This is a genomic window from Xanthomonas sp. BRIP62411 (assembly GCF_003993525.1).
Lineage (GTDB): Bacteria > Pseudomonadota > Gammaproteobacteria > Xanthomonadales > Xanthomonadaceae > Xanthomonas > Xanthomonas euroxanthea.
This window is the reverse complement of the sequence record NZ_QEZI01000006.1, coordinates 1-18558: the sequence shown is the minus strand read 5'-3', so window position 1 is coordinate 18558 and position 18558 is coordinate 1. Positions and strand designations below refer to the sequence as shown.

13 protein-coding genes and 1 other RNA gene are annotated in these 18558 nt (G+C 66.1%); 6 read left to right on the top strand and 8 right to left on the bottom strand.

Features of this window, described 5'->3' with window-relative positions; all coding sequences use genetic code 11:
- Nucleotides 1-231: 231 nt before the first annotated feature.
- The gene (locus EO139_RS03095; protein WP_115678155.1) at nt 232-3264 is read left to right on the top strand and encodes a TonB-dependent receptor; all 3033 of its coding nucleotides are present in this window, start codon (nt 232-234) and stop codon (nt 3262-3264) included.
- Nucleotides 3265-3374: 110 nt separating this feature from the next.
- The gene (locus EO139_RS03090; RefSeq protein WP_126969272.1) at nt 3375-4895 is read left to right on the top strand and encodes a tryptophan halogenase family protein; all 1521 of its coding nucleotides are present in this window, start codon (nt 3375-3377) and stop codon (nt 4893-4895) included.
- 247 nt (nt 4896-5142) lie between these two features.
- On the opposite strand, the gene pyrF is transcribed toward EO139_RS03090, so the two are convergent.
- Together pyrF and EO139_RS03080 are read right to left on the bottom strand one after the other, a co-directional pair.
- Entirely contained in the window at nt 5143-5868 is a 726-nt protein-coding gene (gene pyrF, locus EO139_RS03085) for an orotidine-5'-phosphate decarboxylase (protein ID WP_126969271.1), read from the bottom strand.
- Nucleotides 5865-6827 carry a 5'-nucleotidase, lipoprotein e(P4) family gene (locus EO139_RS03080; protein ID WP_126969314.1) on the bottom strand — a complete coding sequence of 321 codons (963 nt, stop codon included), beginning with the start codon at nt 6825-6827 and terminating at the stop codon, nt 5865-5867. Before EO139_RS03080 ends, pyrF begins: the two co-directional genes overlap by 4 nt.
- Nucleotides 6828-7127: 300 nt before the next feature.
- On the opposite strand from EO139_RS03080, the gene EO139_RS03075 reads away from it, so the two are divergent.
- Nucleotides 7128-7796, top strand: a complete 669-nt coding sequence (locus tag EO139_RS03075) for a DUF480 domain-containing protein (protein ID WP_104649835.1) — start codon at nt 7128-7130, stop codon at nt 7794-7796.
- Between the two features lie 136 nt (nt 7797-7932).
- Here the strand turns inward: EO139_RS03075 and EO139_RS03070 are convergent, their stop codons facing one another.
- Entirely contained in the window at nt 7933-8967 is a 1035-nt protein-coding gene (locus tag EO139_RS03070; RefSeq protein WP_126969270.1) for a DUF4272 domain-containing protein, read from the bottom strand.
- A gap of 77 nt (nt 8968-9044) precedes the next feature.
- Between EO139_RS03070 and EO139_RS03065 the strand changes: the two genes are divergently transcribed.
- A non-coding RNA gene (locus tag EO139_RS03065) (sX9 sRNA) lies at nt 9045-9120 on the top strand.
- 4 nt (nt 9121-9124) lie between these two features.
- On the opposite strand, the gene EO139_RS03060 is transcribed toward EO139_RS03065, so the two are convergent.
- Nucleotides 9125-9715, bottom strand: coding sequence for a GNAT family N-acetyltransferase (locus EO139_RS03060; RefSeq protein ID WP_126969269.1), 591 nt, complete (start codon nt 9713-9715; stop codon nt 9125-9127).
- Between the two features lie 65 nt (nt 9716-9780).
- Complete coding sequence (locus tag EO139_RS03055; protein WP_126947251.1) at nt 9781-11757, bottom strand: UvrD-helicase domain-containing protein; 1977 nt, start codon at nt 11755-11757, stop codon at nt 9781-9783.
- Nucleotides 11758-11870: 113 nt separating this feature from the next.
- On the opposite strand from EO139_RS03055, the gene EO139_RS03050 reads away from it, so the two are divergent.
- Complete coding sequence (locus tag EO139_RS03050) at nt 11871-12506, top strand: thymidine kinase (protein WP_016904282.1); 636 nt, start codon at nt 11871-11873, stop codon at nt 12504-12506.
- Nucleotides 12507-13013: 507 nt separating this feature from the next.
- Nucleotides 13014-14258 carry a GAF domain-containing sensor histidine kinase gene (locus EO139_RS03045; protein ID WP_104586277.1) on the top strand — a complete coding sequence of 415 codons (1245 nt, stop codon included), beginning with the start codon at nt 13014-13016 and terminating at the stop codon, nt 14256-14258.
- 134 nt (nt 14259-14392) lie between these two features.
- Here EO139_RS03045 and EO139_RS03040 read toward each other — a convergent pair whose 3' ends face one another.
- The 3 genes from EO139_RS03040 to mutM all read right to left on the bottom strand — a co-directional run bounded on the left by EO139_RS03040 (nt 14393) and on the right by mutM (nt 18165).
- Nucleotides 14393-15994: a glucan biosynthesis protein D gene (locus EO139_RS03040; RefSeq protein WP_104649900.1), complete on the bottom strand. Its 1602-nt coding sequence runs from the start codon at nt 15992-15994 to the stop codon at nt 14393-14395.
- Nucleotides 15995-16061: 67 nt separating this feature from the next.
- Nucleotides 16062-17165 (bottom strand): DUF4380 domain-containing protein, encoded by a 1104-nt coding sequence (locus tag EO139_RS03035; protein ID WP_126969268.1) that lies wholly within the window; start codon nt 17163-17165, stop codon nt 16062-16064.
- A gap of 184 nt (nt 17166-17349) precedes the next feature.
- Entirely contained in the window at nt 17350-18165 is an 816-nt protein-coding gene (mutM, locus tag EO139_RS03030; RefSeq protein WP_126969267.1) for a bifunctional DNA-formamidopyrimidine glycosylase/DNA-(apurinic or apyrimidinic site) lyase, read from the bottom strand.
- Between the last annotated feature and the right edge of the window lie 393 nt (nt 18166-18558).

The window sequence follows — 18558 nt, the reverse complement described above, 5'->3', positions numbered from 1 at the left end:
GGGGCCGCCTGCAGGCTTGTTGCATCGTCCCGATTGCGGTGTGTTGCTGTGGCGCGGCGCGCGATGCGCGCGATGCTGCAGCCAGCACGCTCCCATCGGCGATCGTTTTTTGTTGTGTTTGCCGTCCCTGCTGTCTGTTGCCGCTGTACCCGTTCCATCCACACCAAGCACCAACCTCGACGCGCCAGTCACTTCACTGGTTCGCGCTTTACCCCTGGGAGGGGGAAAGTCATGAAGACTCACCGCACCGTCTCCACCCTGCCGGCACGCAGCCTGTTGTGCTGCGCCCTGGCTGCCTCGTTGTTCGCCACCACCCCGGCCATGGCACAGTCCAGCAACGCCACCTTGCGCGGCCAGGTCGCTTCCGCGCAGAGCGGCAGCGAGGTCGTCGTCACCAATGTCGCCACCGGCTCGGTGCGACGTGCACCGGTCAATGCGAACGGCAACTACACCATCGTCGGCCTGCAACCGGGCACCTACACCGTCGAATCCAACGGCGTCAGCCGCACGGTGACCCTGTCGGTGGCCTCCAGCGCCACCGTCGATCTCGGCACCGAGGCAGCGGCAGCGCCGGCCGGCGATGCGACCACGCTGGACACGGTGACGGTCAGCGCGCCGATGATCCGCGACGTCAAGACATCGGAGGTGGGTAATACGGTTTCGCTGCGGCAGATCCAGCAGCTGCCGCAGGCCACGCGCAACTTCCTGGAGTTCGCCGACACCGTGCCGGGCATGGTGTTCACCATCGACCAGGACGGCAACACCAAGTTGCGTGGCGGTGCGTCCAACGCCAGTTCCAGCAACCTGTACATCGACGGCGTGAGCCAGAAGAGCTATGTCTCCGGTGGCGGTATTGCCGGGCAGGACGAGACCCAGGGCAATCCGTTCCCCCAGCTCGCCATCGGCGAGTACAAGGTGATCACCTCCAACTACAAGGCCGAATACGGCCAGATCAGTGGCGCGGCGATCACCGCGGCCACCAAGTCCGGCACCAACGAGTTCCATGGCGAGGCGTTTTATCGCTTCACCAATCAGGATCTGCGTGAGAAGCGCCCGGACGAAGAAGATGGAAAGGTGGACTCGCAGACCAAGGAATACGGCGTTGCGATCGGCGGCCCGCTGATCCAGGACCGCATGCATTTCTTCTTCGCCTACGAAGGCAAGGACAACGTGGCGCCCAAGAGCGTGCAGCCAAGCGCCGAAGCGGCGCCGTTCGTCGGCCTGCTGCCGTCCAATCTGCGCGACCAGTACGGCGCGTCCAACATGCCGTTCACCGAAGACCTGTACTTCGGCAAGATCGACTTCGAGCCGACCGATAACGACCGCATCGAGCTGGCCACGCAGTACCGCGACGAAACCCAGGTCAGCAACGTCGGCGGCCAGAACGCGCCCGTCCGCGCAGTGGACAAGATCAACAAGGACAAGCGCACCAGCCTGCGTTGGCAGCACAGCGCCGACAGCTGGTTCAACGAAGCCATCCTCACCACCGAGGATTCGCGCAACGTGCCGACACCGCGCGGCATCGGCAACGGCTCCATCTATACCTACATCGACCGGACGCAGGCCGATCCGCGCCAGTGGGTCTTCCTCAACACCGGCGCCGCCAGCGGCGAAGACTTCAAGCTACGTAGCCAGAAGGGCTGGTCGTTCCAGAACGATCTGACCTTCAACGCACTGCAGTGGCATGGCGAGCACACCATCAAGACCGGTGTGACCTATCGCGACATCAAGCTGACGTCGCGCGAGTCCAGTTCGCTCAACCCGCAGTTCAGCTATGAAGTCGGTCAGAACGGTGTTGCACCGGTTCCCTTCCAGGTGCGCTATATCCGTGCGTTCGACAATCCCGGTCAGGTGCCGGTGGTGGAATCACCGTCCAAGCAGTACGGCATCTACCTGCAGGACGACTGGGCAGTGAACGACAAGCTGATGCTCAACATCGGCGTGCGCTACGACTATGAGGACACCCCGGCCTACACCGACTTCGTGACCTCACAGCCGTTCATCAATGCGCTGTATTCGGACGACCCCGACAACCCGGGTCAACCGTGGGCCAACCGTCTGCTGCCCAGCGGCATCAACGTGGCCGATTACATCAGCACCGGCAACAACCGCAAGAATTTCAAGGACGCCTGGGCACCGCGCTTCGGCTTCTCGTATGACTTCTTCGGCGACGAGAGCGCGGTGCTGCATGGCGGCGCCGGTCGCTCCTACGATCGCAACCTGTTCGAGCAGCTCGCACTGGAATCGGTCAAGGCGGCGCTGTCACCGGTGGTGGTGTACTTCAGCGATGCTGCCAGCGGGCAAAGCTGCTTCCGCGACGACCGTGCGTGCACGGCGTGGAACCCGGCATATTTCACCGGCATCGATCAGCTCAATACGATCGATGGCACCAGTGACAGCTCCGAGCTTTTCATGTTCAAGAACAAGCTCAAGACCCCGTACAGCGACCAGTACAGCATCGGTATCAGCAACCAGGTGGGCGACTGGTTGACCGACGTGACCTTCCAGCGCGTGTTGGCCTATGACGGCCTGGTGATGAGCCTGGTCAACCGCTACCCGGATGGTGCGTACTTCGACGCCACCGGCAGCGTGCCCTGGGGCGAGCCGGTGCCGGGCTACCGCAATACGATCCTGGGCTACAACGGCCTGGAGCAGCGCAGCAGCCAGGTGTTGCTGTCGGCCGAAAAGCCCTACACCAAGGAATCGGGCTGGGGCTTGAACCTGTCCTACACCCACACCAGCGCGCGCCAGAACCGCACCATCGACGAGCCGTTCGCGTTCGACAAGGCCACCATTCGCGACTACCCGTTCGTGAAGTCCGATGCCGTGTCGGCGCATCGCTTCGTCGCGTCCGGCTCGATCGATGGCCCGTGGGGAGTGACCTTCGGCGCCAAGTTGGTGCTGGCCACGCCCGAGCCGATCAACACGATCGCCTGCTACGGGTTTACCGATCCCGATGGCGGCACCTGCCAGGCCGTGGGCGTGACCCCGCCGGGCAATGGCAAGTTCCTGCTGGGTGGCAAGATCTGGGGCTACCGCACCGTGGACCTGCAGGCCAACAAGGAGTTCACGGTGGTGGGCGACTTCAAGCTCAACGCACGCATCAACGTGCTCAACGCCTTCAACTTCAAGAACTTCACCCAGTACCAGTACAACAGCTTCGGCAGCAACGGACGCCTGCAGCCTGACATCACCGTGGTCGACAACGGCGAAATCAGCTATGTGCCCCGCAGTGTCGTGCTGGAAGTGGGCGCCAAGTTCTGATGCAGCCCAACGCCATCTGTCTGCGCTGTGCAGGCAGATGATCCGGACGGGGCCAGCTGGCCCCGTTCGCTTGTTGGCGGTTTCCACTCTTGTACAGGATCGAACGCCGCATGCTCCCCGCTCCACTCCGCAACATCGTCATCGTCGGCGGCGGCACGGCCGGCTGGATGGCGGCCGCGGCCTTCGCGCGCGTGCTTGGCCCCGGCTTCAAGGTGCAGCTGATCGAATCCGAACAGCTCGGCACCGTTGGCGTTGGCGAGGCCACCGTGCCGCACATCAAGGCCTTCAACAATCTGCTCGGCATCGACGAGGCCGAGTTCGTGCGCCAGACCCAGGGCAGCTTCAAGCTCGGCATCGAGTTCGTCGACTGGCAGCGCCCCGGCACGTCGTACATCCATGGCTTCGGCACCCAGATCGGGCACCCGCTCGGGCTGCTGCCGTTCCACCAGTACTGGATCAAGCAGCGCGCGCGCGGCAAGGCGCAGCCGCTGGGCGCCTACACGCTCAACACCGTGGCCGCGGTGCGCGGCAAGTTCATGACCTCGGCCGGCGATGTGCCGGCCAATTCGCCGCTGGCCAACATCGCCTACGCGTACCACTTCGATGCCACGCAGTACGCGCGCTTCTTGCGCACCTACTCCGAACAGCGCGGCGTCACCCGCATCGAGGGCCTGGTCGAACAGGTGCAGCTGCATGCGGACACCGGCCACGTGCAATCGCTGCAGCTGGCCTCCGGGCAGGTCGTCAGCGGCGATTTGTTCATCGACTGCTCGGGCTTCCGCGGGCTGTTGATCGAAGAAGCCTTGCACACCGGCTACCACGACTTCACCCATTGGCTGCCGTGCGATCGTGCGCTGGCGGTGCCGAGCGAAAACGTCGGCCCGCCCACGCCGTACACGCGCTCCACCGCGCGCGCGGCCGGCTGGCAGTGGCGCATTCCGCTGCAGCACCGCACCGGCAACGGCTATGTGTATTCCAGCGCGCACATCAGCGACGACGAAGCCGCCGCCACCCTGCTCGCCAACCTGGAGGGCACGCCGCTGGCCGACCCGCGCCCGCTGCGCTTCACCACCGGCCGGCGCAAGCAGTTCTGGAACCGCAATGTGGTCGCGCTGGGCCTGGCCAGCGGCTTCCTGGAACCGCTGGAATCGACCAGCATCCATCTGATCCAGGCCGGCATTTCGCGGCTGCTGGAGCTGTTTCCGCGCGAGGGCATCAGCCCGGTGCTGGTGCAGCGCTACAACGACCGGCTGGCGTTCGAGTTCGACCGCATCCGCGATTTTTTGGTGCTGCACTACCACGCCACCGAGCGCGACGACAGCGCGTTCTGGCGGCACTGCCGCACGATGCCGATCACCCCGGAGCTGCAGACCACGCTGGACCTGTTCCGCGACAGCGGGCGCTTCTACCGCAATGCCGAGGAGATGTTTGCCGAGATCAGCTGGGTGCAGGTGATGGTGGGCCAGGGCATCCTGCCGCAGGGTTACCACCCGCTGGTGGACCAGGTGCCCGATCACGACGCCGAACGCTTCCTGGCCAGCGTGGCGCAGACCATCGGCCACTGCGTGGATGTCATGCCCACCCACCAGCAGTTCATCGATCGCTACTGCAAGGCGGCTGCGCCGCGCTGAGCGACGCCACGGCAGGCGCAATCGCCACATGCACCGATCGGCAGGCAAAAAAAAGGATCGGGCACAAGGCCCGATCCCTTCGAAAACCGGGACAAGCCCGGTGGACAATGAGTGGCACAGCTTCCGACTGACATCGGACGAGGGGCATCGTACGCAGGCTTTAACGTTAAAGCAACACTTTAATTCTATCGATTTAACTTATTGATTTTGCTTGCGTAGACATGGCCGGCGCGCGCCGGAGGCTCCGTCAGCGCTGCGCCACCGCCGCTTGAATCTCGGCCTGGATCGCAGCCGCCGCGGCGGCCGGATCGGTGGCCAGGCGGATCGGGCGGCCGACCACGATGGCATCGGCGCCATCGTCGAAGGCCTGCGCCACGCCCACGGTGCGTTGCTGGTCGTCGCCGACCGGGCCGCCGGGGCGGATGCCGGGGCAGACGATCGAAAACCCGGCGCCGGTGGCGCTGCGGATCGGGCCGGCTTCCTGGCCGGAGGCGATCACCCCGTCGATGCCGGCCGCCTGTGCGGCCAGCGCGCGCTCCACCACCACCTCCACCGGCTCGCGGTCGATGCCCATCGCGGCCAGGTCCGGCCGCCCCATCGAGGTCAGCACGGTCACCGCCAGCAGGCGCATGTCGCCGTGGTTGGCCTCGGCGGCGGCCTGCAGCATGCCGGCGTGCCAGCCGTGCACGGTGCAATAGCTCACCGGCCACTGCGCCAGGCGGCGGATGGTGCCGGCCACGGTGGCGGGGATGTCGAAGAACTTCAGGTCCACGAACACGCGCTTGTTGCGCCTGGCCAGGGCGTCGAGCACCTGGAAGTACTCGCCGGAGGCCAGCAGTTCCATGCCGATCTTGTAGAAGGACACCGACTCGCCCAGGCGGTCGACCCAGGCGATCGCCTCGTCGTGGCCGGGCACATCCAGCGCGAAGATCAGCCGTTCATGCGCGGCCAGCGGCAGCGGTGCGCGGCTCATCGGGCCACCTCCAGCGCGGCGCGCTTGGCGTCGTGGCGCTGCTGCCAGGGCTGGCCGTAGTCGTTGTTGAACTGCGCCGGCTCCCAGCCGCCGTAACTGGGGTTGGGCAGCATCCACCAGCGCTCGCCGAACCAGTCGTGGTACTGCTGCAGCAATGCGCCCCGCGCCTGGCCGGTGTTGGCGGTGACCTGCACGAAGTCGCCGAGCTGGTCGCCGAACTGCATCAGCACGCGGTACGTCTGCCCGGCCAGCTGGCGCCGGCAGTTCTTCTCGCTGCCGTTCTGCTCGCAGCCCTTGACCACCGTGCCCAGGCCCAGAAACACGCTGTCGTCGGCCACCGGCAGCCCGACGCTGCGCAGGTTGGCCAGCGTGGCGTCCTTGAGGTGCACCGCGCGGTTGGAGATGTAGATCAGGGTGATGCCGCGCGCGTTGGCGGCCTTGGCGAAGTCCACCACGCCCGGGATCGCGGTGGCCTTCTTCTCCGCCACCCACTGGTCCCAGCTCAGCTCGTCGTATTCCTTGCCGTCGCGCAGCAGGCGCGCCTGGTAGGGCGAGTTGTCCAGCACCGTTTCGTCCACGTCCAGCACCACCGCCGGCTTCAGCCCGCTGGCGGCATTGCCGCGCTCCTCGAGCACCAGCGCATCCCAGTTGGGCTGCTTCAGCGCAGCGTCCAGCTTGTCGGCAGCAGCGCGATAGGTCTGCTCGGCCACCGCGCGGTACTCCTCCGAGCGCTGCATCCACAGCACCGCATTGAGGTTGTCGTCGCCGGCCGGTGCGCTGGCGGCTGCGGGCTGCGGGGTGGTCTTGGCGGCGGCGCTGGCGGCCGCATTGGCGGACACGGCGGCGTCCTGCGCGCGCTGGGCCAGCTCCTTGTCAGCGGGCTTGCAGGCGCTCAGGGCCAGCGCGGTGCAGGCGAGCAGGGACAAGGGTGCGTAAAGCGAGGGGCGCATGGCATCCACCAGAACAGGAGCGGCAATGAAGACCGCGATTTTAGCGGGTTCGCGCCGCACCGCCCGCTCCCGCTGATGGCAGTGCCGCAGGCGCATGGAAGAAGACATCGCGATCGCAGGGTTCATGGCGATGCGCGAGTGCTGCATGCGCCTGCGCACGCTGCGGGCAACCGACCGCCTCCGCACCTGACCGCCTCTTCGCTTCCGCTTCCGCTGCCGGTGCCGGCATCGCCGGCGGGATCGTGGCCTGAAGAACGCCGATGCAGGAACGGCATATCCTTGTGCGCTGATTGCCCCGGAGTCGCCCCCATGACAGATGCACCTTCCCCGCCCGTCCTCGATACCGCCCAGGCCCGCGTGCTCGGCTGCCTGATCGAAAAGGAGGCGACCACGCCGGATGCGTATCCGCTCACGGTCAACGCCGCGCAGGTGGCCGCCAACCAGAAGACCGCACGCGAGCCGGTGCTGAACCTGCAGACCGGCGTGGTGCATCACGCCCTGCGTCAACTCGAGACCCTGGGGTTGGTGCGCCAGCAGTTCTCCTCGCGCGCCGAGCGCTACGAGCACCGGCTGGGCAGCGTGCTGGACCTGACCCGCCAGCAGGTCGCCCTGATCGGTCTGTTGCTGCTGCGCGGCCCGCAGACGCTGGGCGAGCTGTTCGCGCGCAGCGAGCGGCTGACGCGCTTCAACGATGCCGACGACGTGCGCCACCATCTGGACCGGCTGATCCAGCGCGGCCTGGCCGTGCAACTGCCGCGCGCCAGCGGCCAGCGCGAAGAGCGTTATGCGCATCTGCTCAGTGGCGAGCTGGATGTGGAGGCGTTGCAGGCTGCGGCCGCGCGCGCTGCGCCAGGCCCTCGCAGCAACGCCGACAACAGCGAGCTGGACGCGCGCGTGCAAACACTGGAAGCCACCGTCGCCGAGCTGCAGGAGGCGCTGGCCGCGGTGCAGGCGCGCCTGGAGGCGGCGGGCGCCTGAGCGCGACGGTCTGCGCCTGGAGATGCCCGCTGCACGTCGCCGCCCACGCCGATCGCAATGCACGCACCGACCGGCCCGGCTACCGGACGAGGGGCCCTGCCAGGCGGTGGTGGCGCAGGTTGCGCCCCGGCCCCGCTTACGTCGGCGTATCCACCTCGTCCCAGTCGGCGTCTTCGAAGTGCAGCAGCCAGTTGAGGGCGTAGTGCCGCTCGTAGACCACGCCCGGCACGATGCCGGCCGGTGGCGGTTGCTCGCTCTGGCCGGCCTGGCGCACTGCCCAGTGCAGGCGCAAGTGCCGGTCCAGCGCATCCAGCAGTTCGGGCACCGGCCGTAGCGTCAGCGACGGCCGCGTCGCCGCGTCGGCATGCTCCAGCGCGCGCTGGGCAGCCAGGGGCACATCGCACAGGTCGGTTGGCTCCGGCAGCGCCTCGGCCAGCCCCAGGGCCCATTGCAGCACGGCCAGGCTCTCGTAGCGCCAGCCGAAGTTGGCGAGCTGCTGCGGCTCCGGCGCGGGTTGGGCAAAAAAGGCGCGCTCCTGCGGCGACAGTGCCGCCGCCACGCCGGGCAGGCGGGCGTCCATCTCTTCCAACGCGGGCGGCGTATCGCCGGCGGCCAGCATCTCCGCGCGCAAGGCCACCGCAAACAAGCCCAGCATGCGCTGCGTCACCGTCGCAGCATCGCGCACCCGCGCTTCGGCCTCGCCAGGCACCGGCGGCAGGCCGGGTGGCACGCGGATGCCTTGCGCGGTCAGCTGCGCAAGTTGCTGCGCACGCCGCTGCAAGGCATCCGGCGGATACGGCACCTGCGCCTGCGCATCGATCGCCGGCTCGCCCTGGCTGATGAGCACCCGCCCGTGCGGATCGCGTACGCTGCCGTCGGCCAGGAAACACACCGCATTGGCTTGCTCGGCCCACTGCGCCAATTCCCCGAACGCCGCATCGTCGACCTCGAACGTGAAGTGCTGGCGTACCCGTTGCACATGCCGCATCAGGTGATAGCGCGGCTGGGTCATCTGGCCGTCGCCGGCCTGGTTCACGTAGCCGACAAAACCGTGCAGATGATTGGCCAGTTCCGGATCGGCGTGGTCGCGGTGCTGCACGGCGGCGCGCGGCAGGAAATCCGGCCACATCGGCTCGCGCAGCGTGGAATAGGCGTTGACCAGCAATGGCATGCAAGTGTCCTGGTTGGGGCGACGGACACCACGACGGCGCTCATCGCCAGGCAGCTGCGGTCGGTGCGCGCAGTCTCCTGTGCCAGGTGTGCACCGGAGTTCTTCCGCGCCGTCCAGGCTGCGCTGACGACTGCTCGTTACGTTGTGCCGGCCGCGTTCAGCGGTGAGCGTCGCCGCCAGGGTGCCGCAGGCCTGCCCGGCTGTCCATGTCGGCGGAGCCCAGCTCGATCGTGTAATACAGCACCGGATCGGCCTCCTGGCTCAACACGCGCAGGCCTTGCCGCTGCAGCCCGAGTTTTTCCAGCGCGCGGATCGAATCGACATTGCCTGGCGACACGATCGCGCACAGCTGCGACAACCCCAGCACATCGCGCGCATGCGCCAGCACCGCGCGCCCGGCTTCGCTCACAAACCCCTTGCCGCGATGTTCGGGCAGCAGTGCAAAGCCGATATGCGGCACCGGCAAGGTATCGCGGCACAACAAGCCCAATGTGCCGGCAAAGGCGCCTTCGGCGCGCGTCTCCACCGCCCAGTGCGCAAAGCCGTAGCGTTGCTGGTGCGCCTGCGCCCACTCGCGCAGATGATCACGCGCCTGCTCGCGGGTCCGCACACCGCGGTCGTTGATGCTGGCGATGAAACCGGGGTCGTTGACCAATGCCAGCACCGCATCGGCATCGCGCTCGGGGTCGAGCGTGCGCAGGCGCAAACGCGGGGTTTCGATCACGACGGTCACGGCGCACTCCGGCATCAGGGCAGCCCAGCCTGCCGTGCAGACGTGTCGCTGGCAAGCCTGCGTAGAGTGCGCAACAACCGCTAGTCGAACAACGCCTGGATCGCCGCCAGGCCCGCGCTGGCACGCTCCTTCTTGCGCTCGGCATCGGCCACCGGGTCGGCGCCATCGCGCTGCAATTCTTCGGCCGGAATCTCGTCGAAGAAGCGGCTGGGCTTGAGCCGCACATGCTCGCCGAACTTGCGCGTCAACTTGCTGTGGCTCATCCACAGCTGCTCCTTGGCACGGGTGATGCCCACATACAGCAGCCGGCGTTCTTCCTGCAGGTTGCCTTCTTCCAGGCTCACTTCATGCGGCAGCACGCCGTCTTCGCAGCCGACGATGAACACATAACGGAATTCCAGCCCCTTGGACGCGTGCATGGTCATCATGCGCACCTGGTTGCCGCCGTCGTCCTTGTCGTTGCGCGACAACAGCGCCAGCTGCGCGGCCAGGTCGCTGGCACTGGCACCACGCGGGCCGCCTTCGAACCACTCGGCCAGCTCGTCCAGATTGCGCTTGCGGCGCTGGAAGCCGGTGTCGTCCTTGGACTGGTTGCGCAGGTCGTTGAGCAGGCCGGATTTTTCGGCCAGCATGCGCACCAGTTCTCCCGCCGGCAGCGTGGCCGAATGCTCGCGCATATCGCGCAGGATATCGGTGAACGCACTCAGGCCATTGGCCGCACGCGGCGGCAGGTGCTGCAGCGCGCCCATCGACTCGGCCGCGCGCGACATCGGTACCGACTTCGCACTGGCAAGCTCGGCCAACCGCGCCAGCGAGGTCGCCCCGACCTCACGCTTGGGCGACTGCACGGCGCGCAGAAACGCGGCGTCATCGTCGGGATTGACGATCAGCCGCAGCCACGACAGCACGTCCTTGACTTCCTGCCGCTCCAGAAACGCGGTGCCACCGGTCAGGTGATACGGCACGCGCAGCAGCTGCAGCGCCTTTTCCAGAGGCCGCGATTGAAAATTGCCGCGGAACAGGATGCAGAAATCGCTCCACGGCACCTGCTTGGCGGTCCCCAGGAACGAGATCTCGGCGGCGACCTTTTCCGCTTCGTGCTCGCTGTCGCGGCATTCCCACACGCGGATGCGCTCGCCATCGGCCTGGTCGCTCCATAGCGTCTTCAGGTGTTCGTGCGGGTTGTGCGCGATCAAGGCATTGGCCGCACGCAACACGCGGTTGGAGCAGCGGTAGTTCTGTTCCAGCTTGATGATTTCCAGCGCCGGATAATCGCGCCCCATCTGCTGCAGGTTTTCCGGATTGGCGCCACGCCAGGCGTAGATGCTCTGGTCGTCGTCGCCCACGCAGGTGAAGTTGCCGCGTGGCCCGGCCAGCATTTTCAGCAACCGGTACTGCGCATCGTTGGTGTCCTGGCACTCGTCCACCAGCAGATAGCCGATGCGCTCGCGCCAGCCCAGTACGATCTCTTCGTTGGCCTCCAGGATCTGCACCGGCAGGCGGATCAGGTCGTCGAAGTCCACCGCGTTGAAGGTGGTCAGCCGCGCCTGATAAAGCTCGTACAGGCTGGCGGCTTCCTTTTCGCGATTGCTGCGCGCTGCCGCCATCGCCTGTTCGGGAGACAGGCCGGCGTTCTTGGCGCGCGAGATCAGGTTCTTGGCATCCTCGATCGCATCCGGCTTGGCGCCGTGCATCAGGTCCTTGATCTGGGCGGCGGCATCGTCGGAATCGAAGATCGAAAAGCCGCGCTTCAAGCCGGCAGCGGCGTGTTCGATCTGCAGGAACTTCAACCCCAGCGCGTGGAAGGTGCAGATGGTCAGGCCATCGGCGCCATCGCCACGGATGCGCTTGGCCACACGCTCGCGCATTTCCTTGGCCGACTTGTTGGTGAAGGTGATCGCGGCGATGCGCTTGGCCGGATAGCGGCCGGTGGCGATCAGGTGCGCGATCTTCTCCACGATCACGCGCGTCTTGCCGCTGCCGGCGCCGGCCAGCACCAACAGGGGACCTTCGCAGTGCAGCACTGCGGCGCTTTGCGGGGGATTGAGACCGTGCATAGAGACTTCCAACAGAGCGGGCCATTGTACCGGCGCCGCGTCGGGCAGGCCTGCGCCGCCGGTTCATGCAGATGGCTGTCACCGCCGGCCGCCCGGCCCGGTAAAATCCACCGATGGCCAAGCTCTACTTCTACTACTCGGCAATGAATGCCGGCAAGACCACCACCTTGCTGCAGTCCGCGCACAACTACCGCGAACGCGGCATGCGCACCCTGATCCTCACGCCCAAGCTCGATCACCGCGCCGGCAGCGGCGTGGTGGCCTCGCGGATCGGGCTGCGCGCGGATGGGCGCACCTTCGATCGCAACACCGAGTTGCAGCAGCTGATCGAGCGCGACATCCAGGCCGAAGGCGCGCTGCACTGCGTGCTGGTGGACGAGGCGCAGTTCCTCAATCGCGGCCAGGTCTGGCAGTTGAGCGAGGTGGTCGACCGCCTGCGCATTCCGGTGCTGTGCTACGGGTTGCGCACCGACTTCCGCGGCGAGCTGTTCGAGGGCAGCCAGTTCCTGCTGGCCTGGGCCGACGAGCTGGAGGAGATCAAGACCATCTGCCACAGCGGCAGCAAGGCCACCATGACCGTGCGCGTGGATGCGCAAGGGCACGCGGTGCAGGACGGCCCGCAGGTGGAGATCGGCGGCAACGAGCGCTACGTGTCGGTCAGCCGCGCCGAGTTCAAGAAGATCATGCGTGGCGAAGGGCGCATCGACCCGTTGCAGATCGCATTGCCGCTGCCACCGGCGGGCGCATAACGCCCACGCCCTGTTGGAAGGGCAGCGCGACGCTGGACGGGTTGCCCGCGGCTGGCAACGCCGATCTTCCTTAGACCGGCCATCGACATGCCACCGACGCGGGTGGCATGGCGTGCCAACGTCGTTTCGCACCTGGCGACGCATTGAATACGCGCAACTGCAGCGACACACGGCGGCCGTTACCCGATCCCGCCCGATGGACCTGATGCGCGCTCGCGATCCTCCAGCTCCCGGATGATTCGGCATTATCGGCCCGGTATTTACGTGCCAGCGGACGGCTAACCCCGGCGGGGCGGCAGCTGAAGAATTCAGCCGGATGCTCTTGGCGCGCTGCCTGGTATGCGCTTGTGATGCGTAGCTAAACCCTTGCAGGCATGCGGTCGCCACTGCATCTTCGCTACACATCAACAGGCGTATCGTTGCGGGGCCGTTGCAGCGATCCGCGCGCAACCAGGCGCAACCGCAGTCCTGTAAACTGGCGACCATCCACTTGTCGGGAGGCAATACATGGGTCCGCTTCCTCCCGAGTTACGCGCCGATATCGCGCGTGTTGGCCGGCTATCGTCGGTGCCCGATGTCCTGACCGTTCTCACCCGTCTGACCGGCATGGGGTTCGCCGCCGTCGCGCGCGTGACCGATACGCGCTGGATCACCTGCCAGGTGCGCGACGACCTGGCGTTCGGTCTGGCGCCCGGCGACGAGCTGCCGCTGGTCACCACCTTCTGCGACAGCGTGCGCACCCAGGGCAACGCGTTGTGGTTCGGCCATGCCTCCGAGCACCCGGTCTTCCGCGACCACCCTACGCCGCGGCTGTACGGCTTCGAAAGCTATGTTTCGGTGCCGATCAAGTTCGACGATGGCAGCGTGTTCGGCACCTTGTGTGCGCTGGACCCGTTGCCGCGCGTCATGGACGCACCGTTGGTGGAAAAGGTCGAACTGCTGGCGCAACTGCTGGCAGCGCAGATCCAGGCCGAACAACGCGCCGAAGAGAGCGCGCAGGAATCGCTGCGCGCGCGCAGCGAACTGGGGCGTGTCGGCGCCTCGGCCCGGCTGCGCGAAGAGTTCATCGGCATCCTTGGCCACGACCTGCGCAACCCGCTGCAGTCCATGCATGCGGTGGTGGACATGCTGGCGATCGACTCGCTCAACCAGCGCCAGGGTGGCGCGATCCGGTCGATGCAGCGCAGCCTGCGGCGCATGGAAGAGCTGATCGACTTTGCCAGCGATTTCGCACGCGGCATCGAGCGCGACTGGCTGCAGCTGGACTACGGCAACGGCAGCGATCTGCTCGATGCGCTATCGCAGGTCGTCGACGAAACCCGCGCCGCGTATCCGAACCAGGTGCTGTCCACGCACGTGGCCATCGACGAACCGGTGCATGGCGATGCGGTGCGCCTGGCGCAGATGTTCGGCAGCCTGATGATCAACGCCGTGGTGCAGGGGCAACAGAGCTCGCTGATCAAGGCGATCGCGGTGACCGAGCAGGGCCGACTGCGCATCGAGGTCTGCAATCTGGACGGTATCGACCCGCGCCGGCTCGACGTGCTGCACGCCTCCACCCACGTGCACACCGGCGGGCGCCCCTTGCCCGAAGTCGATCTGGGCCTGCACATGGCCGCGCAGATCGCCCGTGCCCATCAAGGCGAGCTGCGCATCATCAGCGGCAAGGACGGCACCTGCTTCCGGGTGGAACTGGCGTGCATGCGTCCGCGTGGACGCATGCAGCTTGTCGCCAAAACGAACCAGGCCTAGCAGACCCGCGGTCGCGCACCGCTTCGGCGTGCGCGTGGTGGCAACAGCAGCGTGCCGGCTCCCCGGCCCGGCGCGATCTCGATGCGCCGTTGGCGCAAGGACCGCGCTGGCTGCCGGCCGCGCGTGGCCTTGCGCTAGTAGATCTTGCGCTCGCTCGGCGGCGGCGGCGTCCACTGGTACAGCCAGGTTTCGGTCAGCGGCTTGCCGTTGGCGCGCAGGAACAGCCGGATATCGATCTGCCGGGTGCTGTCATCCGGCGGCACCAGGTCGAACATCGCCCGATAGCCCTTGAGCTCATGCAGCGGACGCGCCGACACGATTTCGGTGCTCCCGCGCGAGACCTGGAGGATGGCCTCGACCTTGGCGTTCGGGTCCTTGGTCAACGCAGCCAGTTCGCCGCCGGCAAAATCCACCGCAAACCGCCACGAGAAATGGCTGCGCTTTTGCCCGACGATGCCGCCCAGGCCGGTGCGCGTGGCCACGCAATGCGCCAGCGGCGAGCTGGCCGGCGGATGCGCGCCCCAGTACAGCCGGTACCCCATCAGCAATTCCTGGCCCGGCTGCGGCTTGTCCTGTGGATTCCAGAACGCCACGATGTTGTCGAAGGTCTCGTCCACGGTCGGGATCTCGACCAGCTGTACCGAGCCCTTGCCCCAGCCGCTCTTCGGTTCCACCCACAGGCAAGGGCGTTTCTCGTAGAACACGCCATCGTCCTGGTAATGGTCGAAGTTGCGATCGCGCTGCAACAGGCCAAACCCGCGCGGATTCTCATCGACGAACATGTTGAAGCGCAGCTGCGGCGGGTTGCACAACGGCCGCCAGATCCATTCGCCGCCGCCGGTCCACATTGCCAAGCCATCGGTATCGTGGATCTCCGGGCGCCAGTCCCAATCCATGCGGTTATCGTTTTCGCCGACCTGATACATGCTGGTGCACGGGCCGATGCCCAGCCGCTCGATGGTCTTGCGCGGGTAGAGCGCGCTGTCGATTTCCATCACCAGCACCTCGCCATTGGTGATGGCGAAGCGATACGCACCGGCAACGCTGGGCGAGTCCAGTAGCCCGTACACCACCACGGTGTTCGAATCGTCTGCCGGCTGCTCCAGGTAGTAGGCGATGAAGTCCGGGAACTCCTCCGGTCCGCCGGTGCCGGTGTCGATCGCCAGCCCGCGTGCCGACTGCCCGTACTGGCCTTCCTTGCCGACTGCGCGGAAATAGCTCGCGCCCAGGAAGGCGGAGAAATCGCGGTCGGTGTCCTTGCGTGTATTGAGACGGAAGCCCGCAAAGCCCAGGTCCTTGGGCAACTGCTTGCCGCCCAGGCCACTGCTGCCGTAATCGAACGCCGCCGGGTCGTAGGCCAGTTGCTGCGCCTTGCCATCGACGATGTCGTAGATGTGCACGGGGGTATGGAAATACAGCCCCAGGTGAAAGAACTTCGCCTGGAACTTGCCGTTGCCGTCGGCCCATAGCGCGTGATCCTGGCGGTAGCGGATCGACTGGTATTGATCCCAGTTCAATGCTTCCAGCGGCCCGGGAAGCAGCTGCTTATGGCTCTTGTAGGGCGCCGTGGCCAACGCACGCGCCTGCCCCTTGAGCCAGGCATAGTCGAACGGCTGCGGTTGCCCCAAGCGCCGCAGGCCAACGGCCTTGGCCGCCAGCGCCCACTGCGGCAGCGCCGGCAGACCGAGCGCGGCCAATGCGGCAGCGGCATTCTTCAGGAAATGGCGTCGTTGCATGCGCATCGATCTGATCAGGGAATGGCCGACATCATAGCCACAGCGCGGCACGGAGGTAATGCGCAGGTCAGGGCCCCGCAGACGAAGGCGCGCAGGCATTGATCAGCTGCAGCTCCTGCGCCTTGCTGCACAGGAACTGTTGTTGCGCCTGCTGCGCGTCCGGCCCGGAATAACGCAGCAACGTCCATTGCTCGTTCGCCTGCATGTGCGCACCCGGGGCCAGCTGCCGATACGGCGCGTGCACTTCCATTTCCAGCAGCCCGCGCTCGGGATGCTGCGGCGGCGCATCCAGATACAACTCCACCTGCCCCTGTTCCGGATGGATCGCCGCCAGCGGCTGATGCGCAAAGCGGATCACCAGGACCTGATCACCGGCAAAGCCCGCCATCCAGCCCGCCGAAGGTTGCAGCAACACCTTGCCGCGCTGAATCAGCCCGTCCTTTCGTGCATCGGCGCGCAACGCAAACACACCACCGTGATGCCGATACGTGGGCGCAACCGTGCCAGGCTCGGTCGGTGGTTGCAGGCGAATGTCTGCCGCCTCGGCAACCGGCACGAACACGCGCGTGCCCGCCGCAACCCGCGTGTTGAACCACAGGTCCCAACTGATCGGATCCTTGCGGATATTGCGTGCAGTGGCCTCCACCTCCACGGTATCGGCGCGCGTGGATGAAAGCGCGACGCGCTTGCGGAGCTGCACGCCGGTGACCGGACTGGGCCCCCCCTCCAACATCAGTTCATCGCCACTACGGGTGACTGCACGTGTGGTTGCCAGCGACAGATACGGATCCGGCGGCCAAACCGCGGTGGCGGCCTTACGTGTGAGGTTGACCTGTTGATGCACCCACCACTGACTCTGCGGCCCCACCCACACATCGTGGCCGAGATACGGGATATCGCCTGCAGTCGCGGACACTTCTGGCGCGGGCTGCTGATCAACCGCCTCGCCGGTCTTCAACACGTTGGGGTGTCCACGCAAATTGAAGGACAGCACGCGCCCACCGAACGCGGGCGTAGCACTGAGTTCAACAACTCCGTTGTGCAACTGGATGCGCTCAACTCCAGGTTTGGTGCTGGACGCAAGCTCATCCGCGTATGCGCCTGTTGCCAGCGGCAACGCTGATGCACCCACAAGCATGATCGGCATTAAGTAGCGCAGTGAGGCAGGCATGGACGACTCCAATCACGGGACGTCACGATTGTGGCGCGATGCACGGCAACGCACCATCAAGCAATCGGCCGCTGCTGCTCCAAGCGCGCTGTTTGCTGTTATCCGAGGGCTACTGGCCAGCGGTCGTAACTGATCCAGAGCTGGAGGCTGGTGTTTCGATCAACGAGGGTCAGCTGGCCGGCGTTCAACGCTGGCAACTGCTGCACCACACCGTCGCGCGTTGCCCGATCGTGGCGTGTTTCAGCAAACGTCCACACTGCTTGCAGGCTTCACCCTCGCGCCCATACACCGTGAGTTCCTGCTCGAAGTAACCGGGCGCCCCGTCCGGGCTGATGAAATCGCGCAGCGTGGTCCCGCCGCGCTGGATGGCGTAGCCGAGGATGTCTTTCACTGCCGTGGCCAGGCGCCGGTAACGGTCCAATGACACTTTGCCCGCTTCGCGTAATGGGCTGATTCCGGCGCGATGCAGGCTTTCTGCCGCGTAGATGTTTCCCACGCCGACGACGACCGCCTGATCCATCAGAAAGGTTTTCACTGCCGCGCGCCGGCCACTCGCCAGTGCATGCAGATAATCGCCAGTAAATGCATCCGATAATGGCTCCGGGCCAAGTGCCGCCAGCAGATCGTGCACGTGCGCATCGCCCTGCCACAACAGGCAACCAAACCGGCGCGGATCGTTGAAGCGCAGGATACGGCCATTCTGCAGGCTGATATCCACATGATCATGCGCCCGCGGCGGCGTATCGCCGGGTAACACGCGCAGGCTTCCGGACATTCCAAGATGCAGCAGCGCGCTGCCGCCGGCATCGGTATCGATCAACAGGTACTTGGCCCGGCGACGCACGTCGGTGATGGTCGCGCCGGGCAGCAGACGTTCGATCTGCTCAGGGATGGGCCAGCGCAGATCGGGCCGCCGCAGGATGACGCCGTGGATGCGTTGGCCGACCAGATGCGGTGCCAGCCCACGCAAGGTGGTTTCGACTTCGGGCAGCTCGGGCATGCACAACTCCAATCGACCAGGCCGGCGGCACGCCGGAGCGGATCAATATGGTGGCCAAACGCGGTAAATCCAGCTTTGCGATCATCAGGGCAAGGTAGGTGCCGCTGCAGTACCAGGAAGTCGGCTCCCCAGCGTCAAGTACGTGTCCTGGTATCGGTGCCCTGCTCCGATTGCGCCTTGCCGGTCCGGGTTCTGCGGTGACATTCAGACCTTTCGGCCTTGCTAGCGCGTCCTGCTTCAACACAAGCGCCAGGCGCGAGCCCTGGCACCAGTACCTGGCTCAGCCTGAGCGTCGAGCCTGCGGATGCGGATCCGCTGGTCAGCGTGCGTCCTTGTGCGGTGTCTTTGGCGGTTACGTTGCGGATTTTGGACAAAAAGAAACCCTCAGTCCTG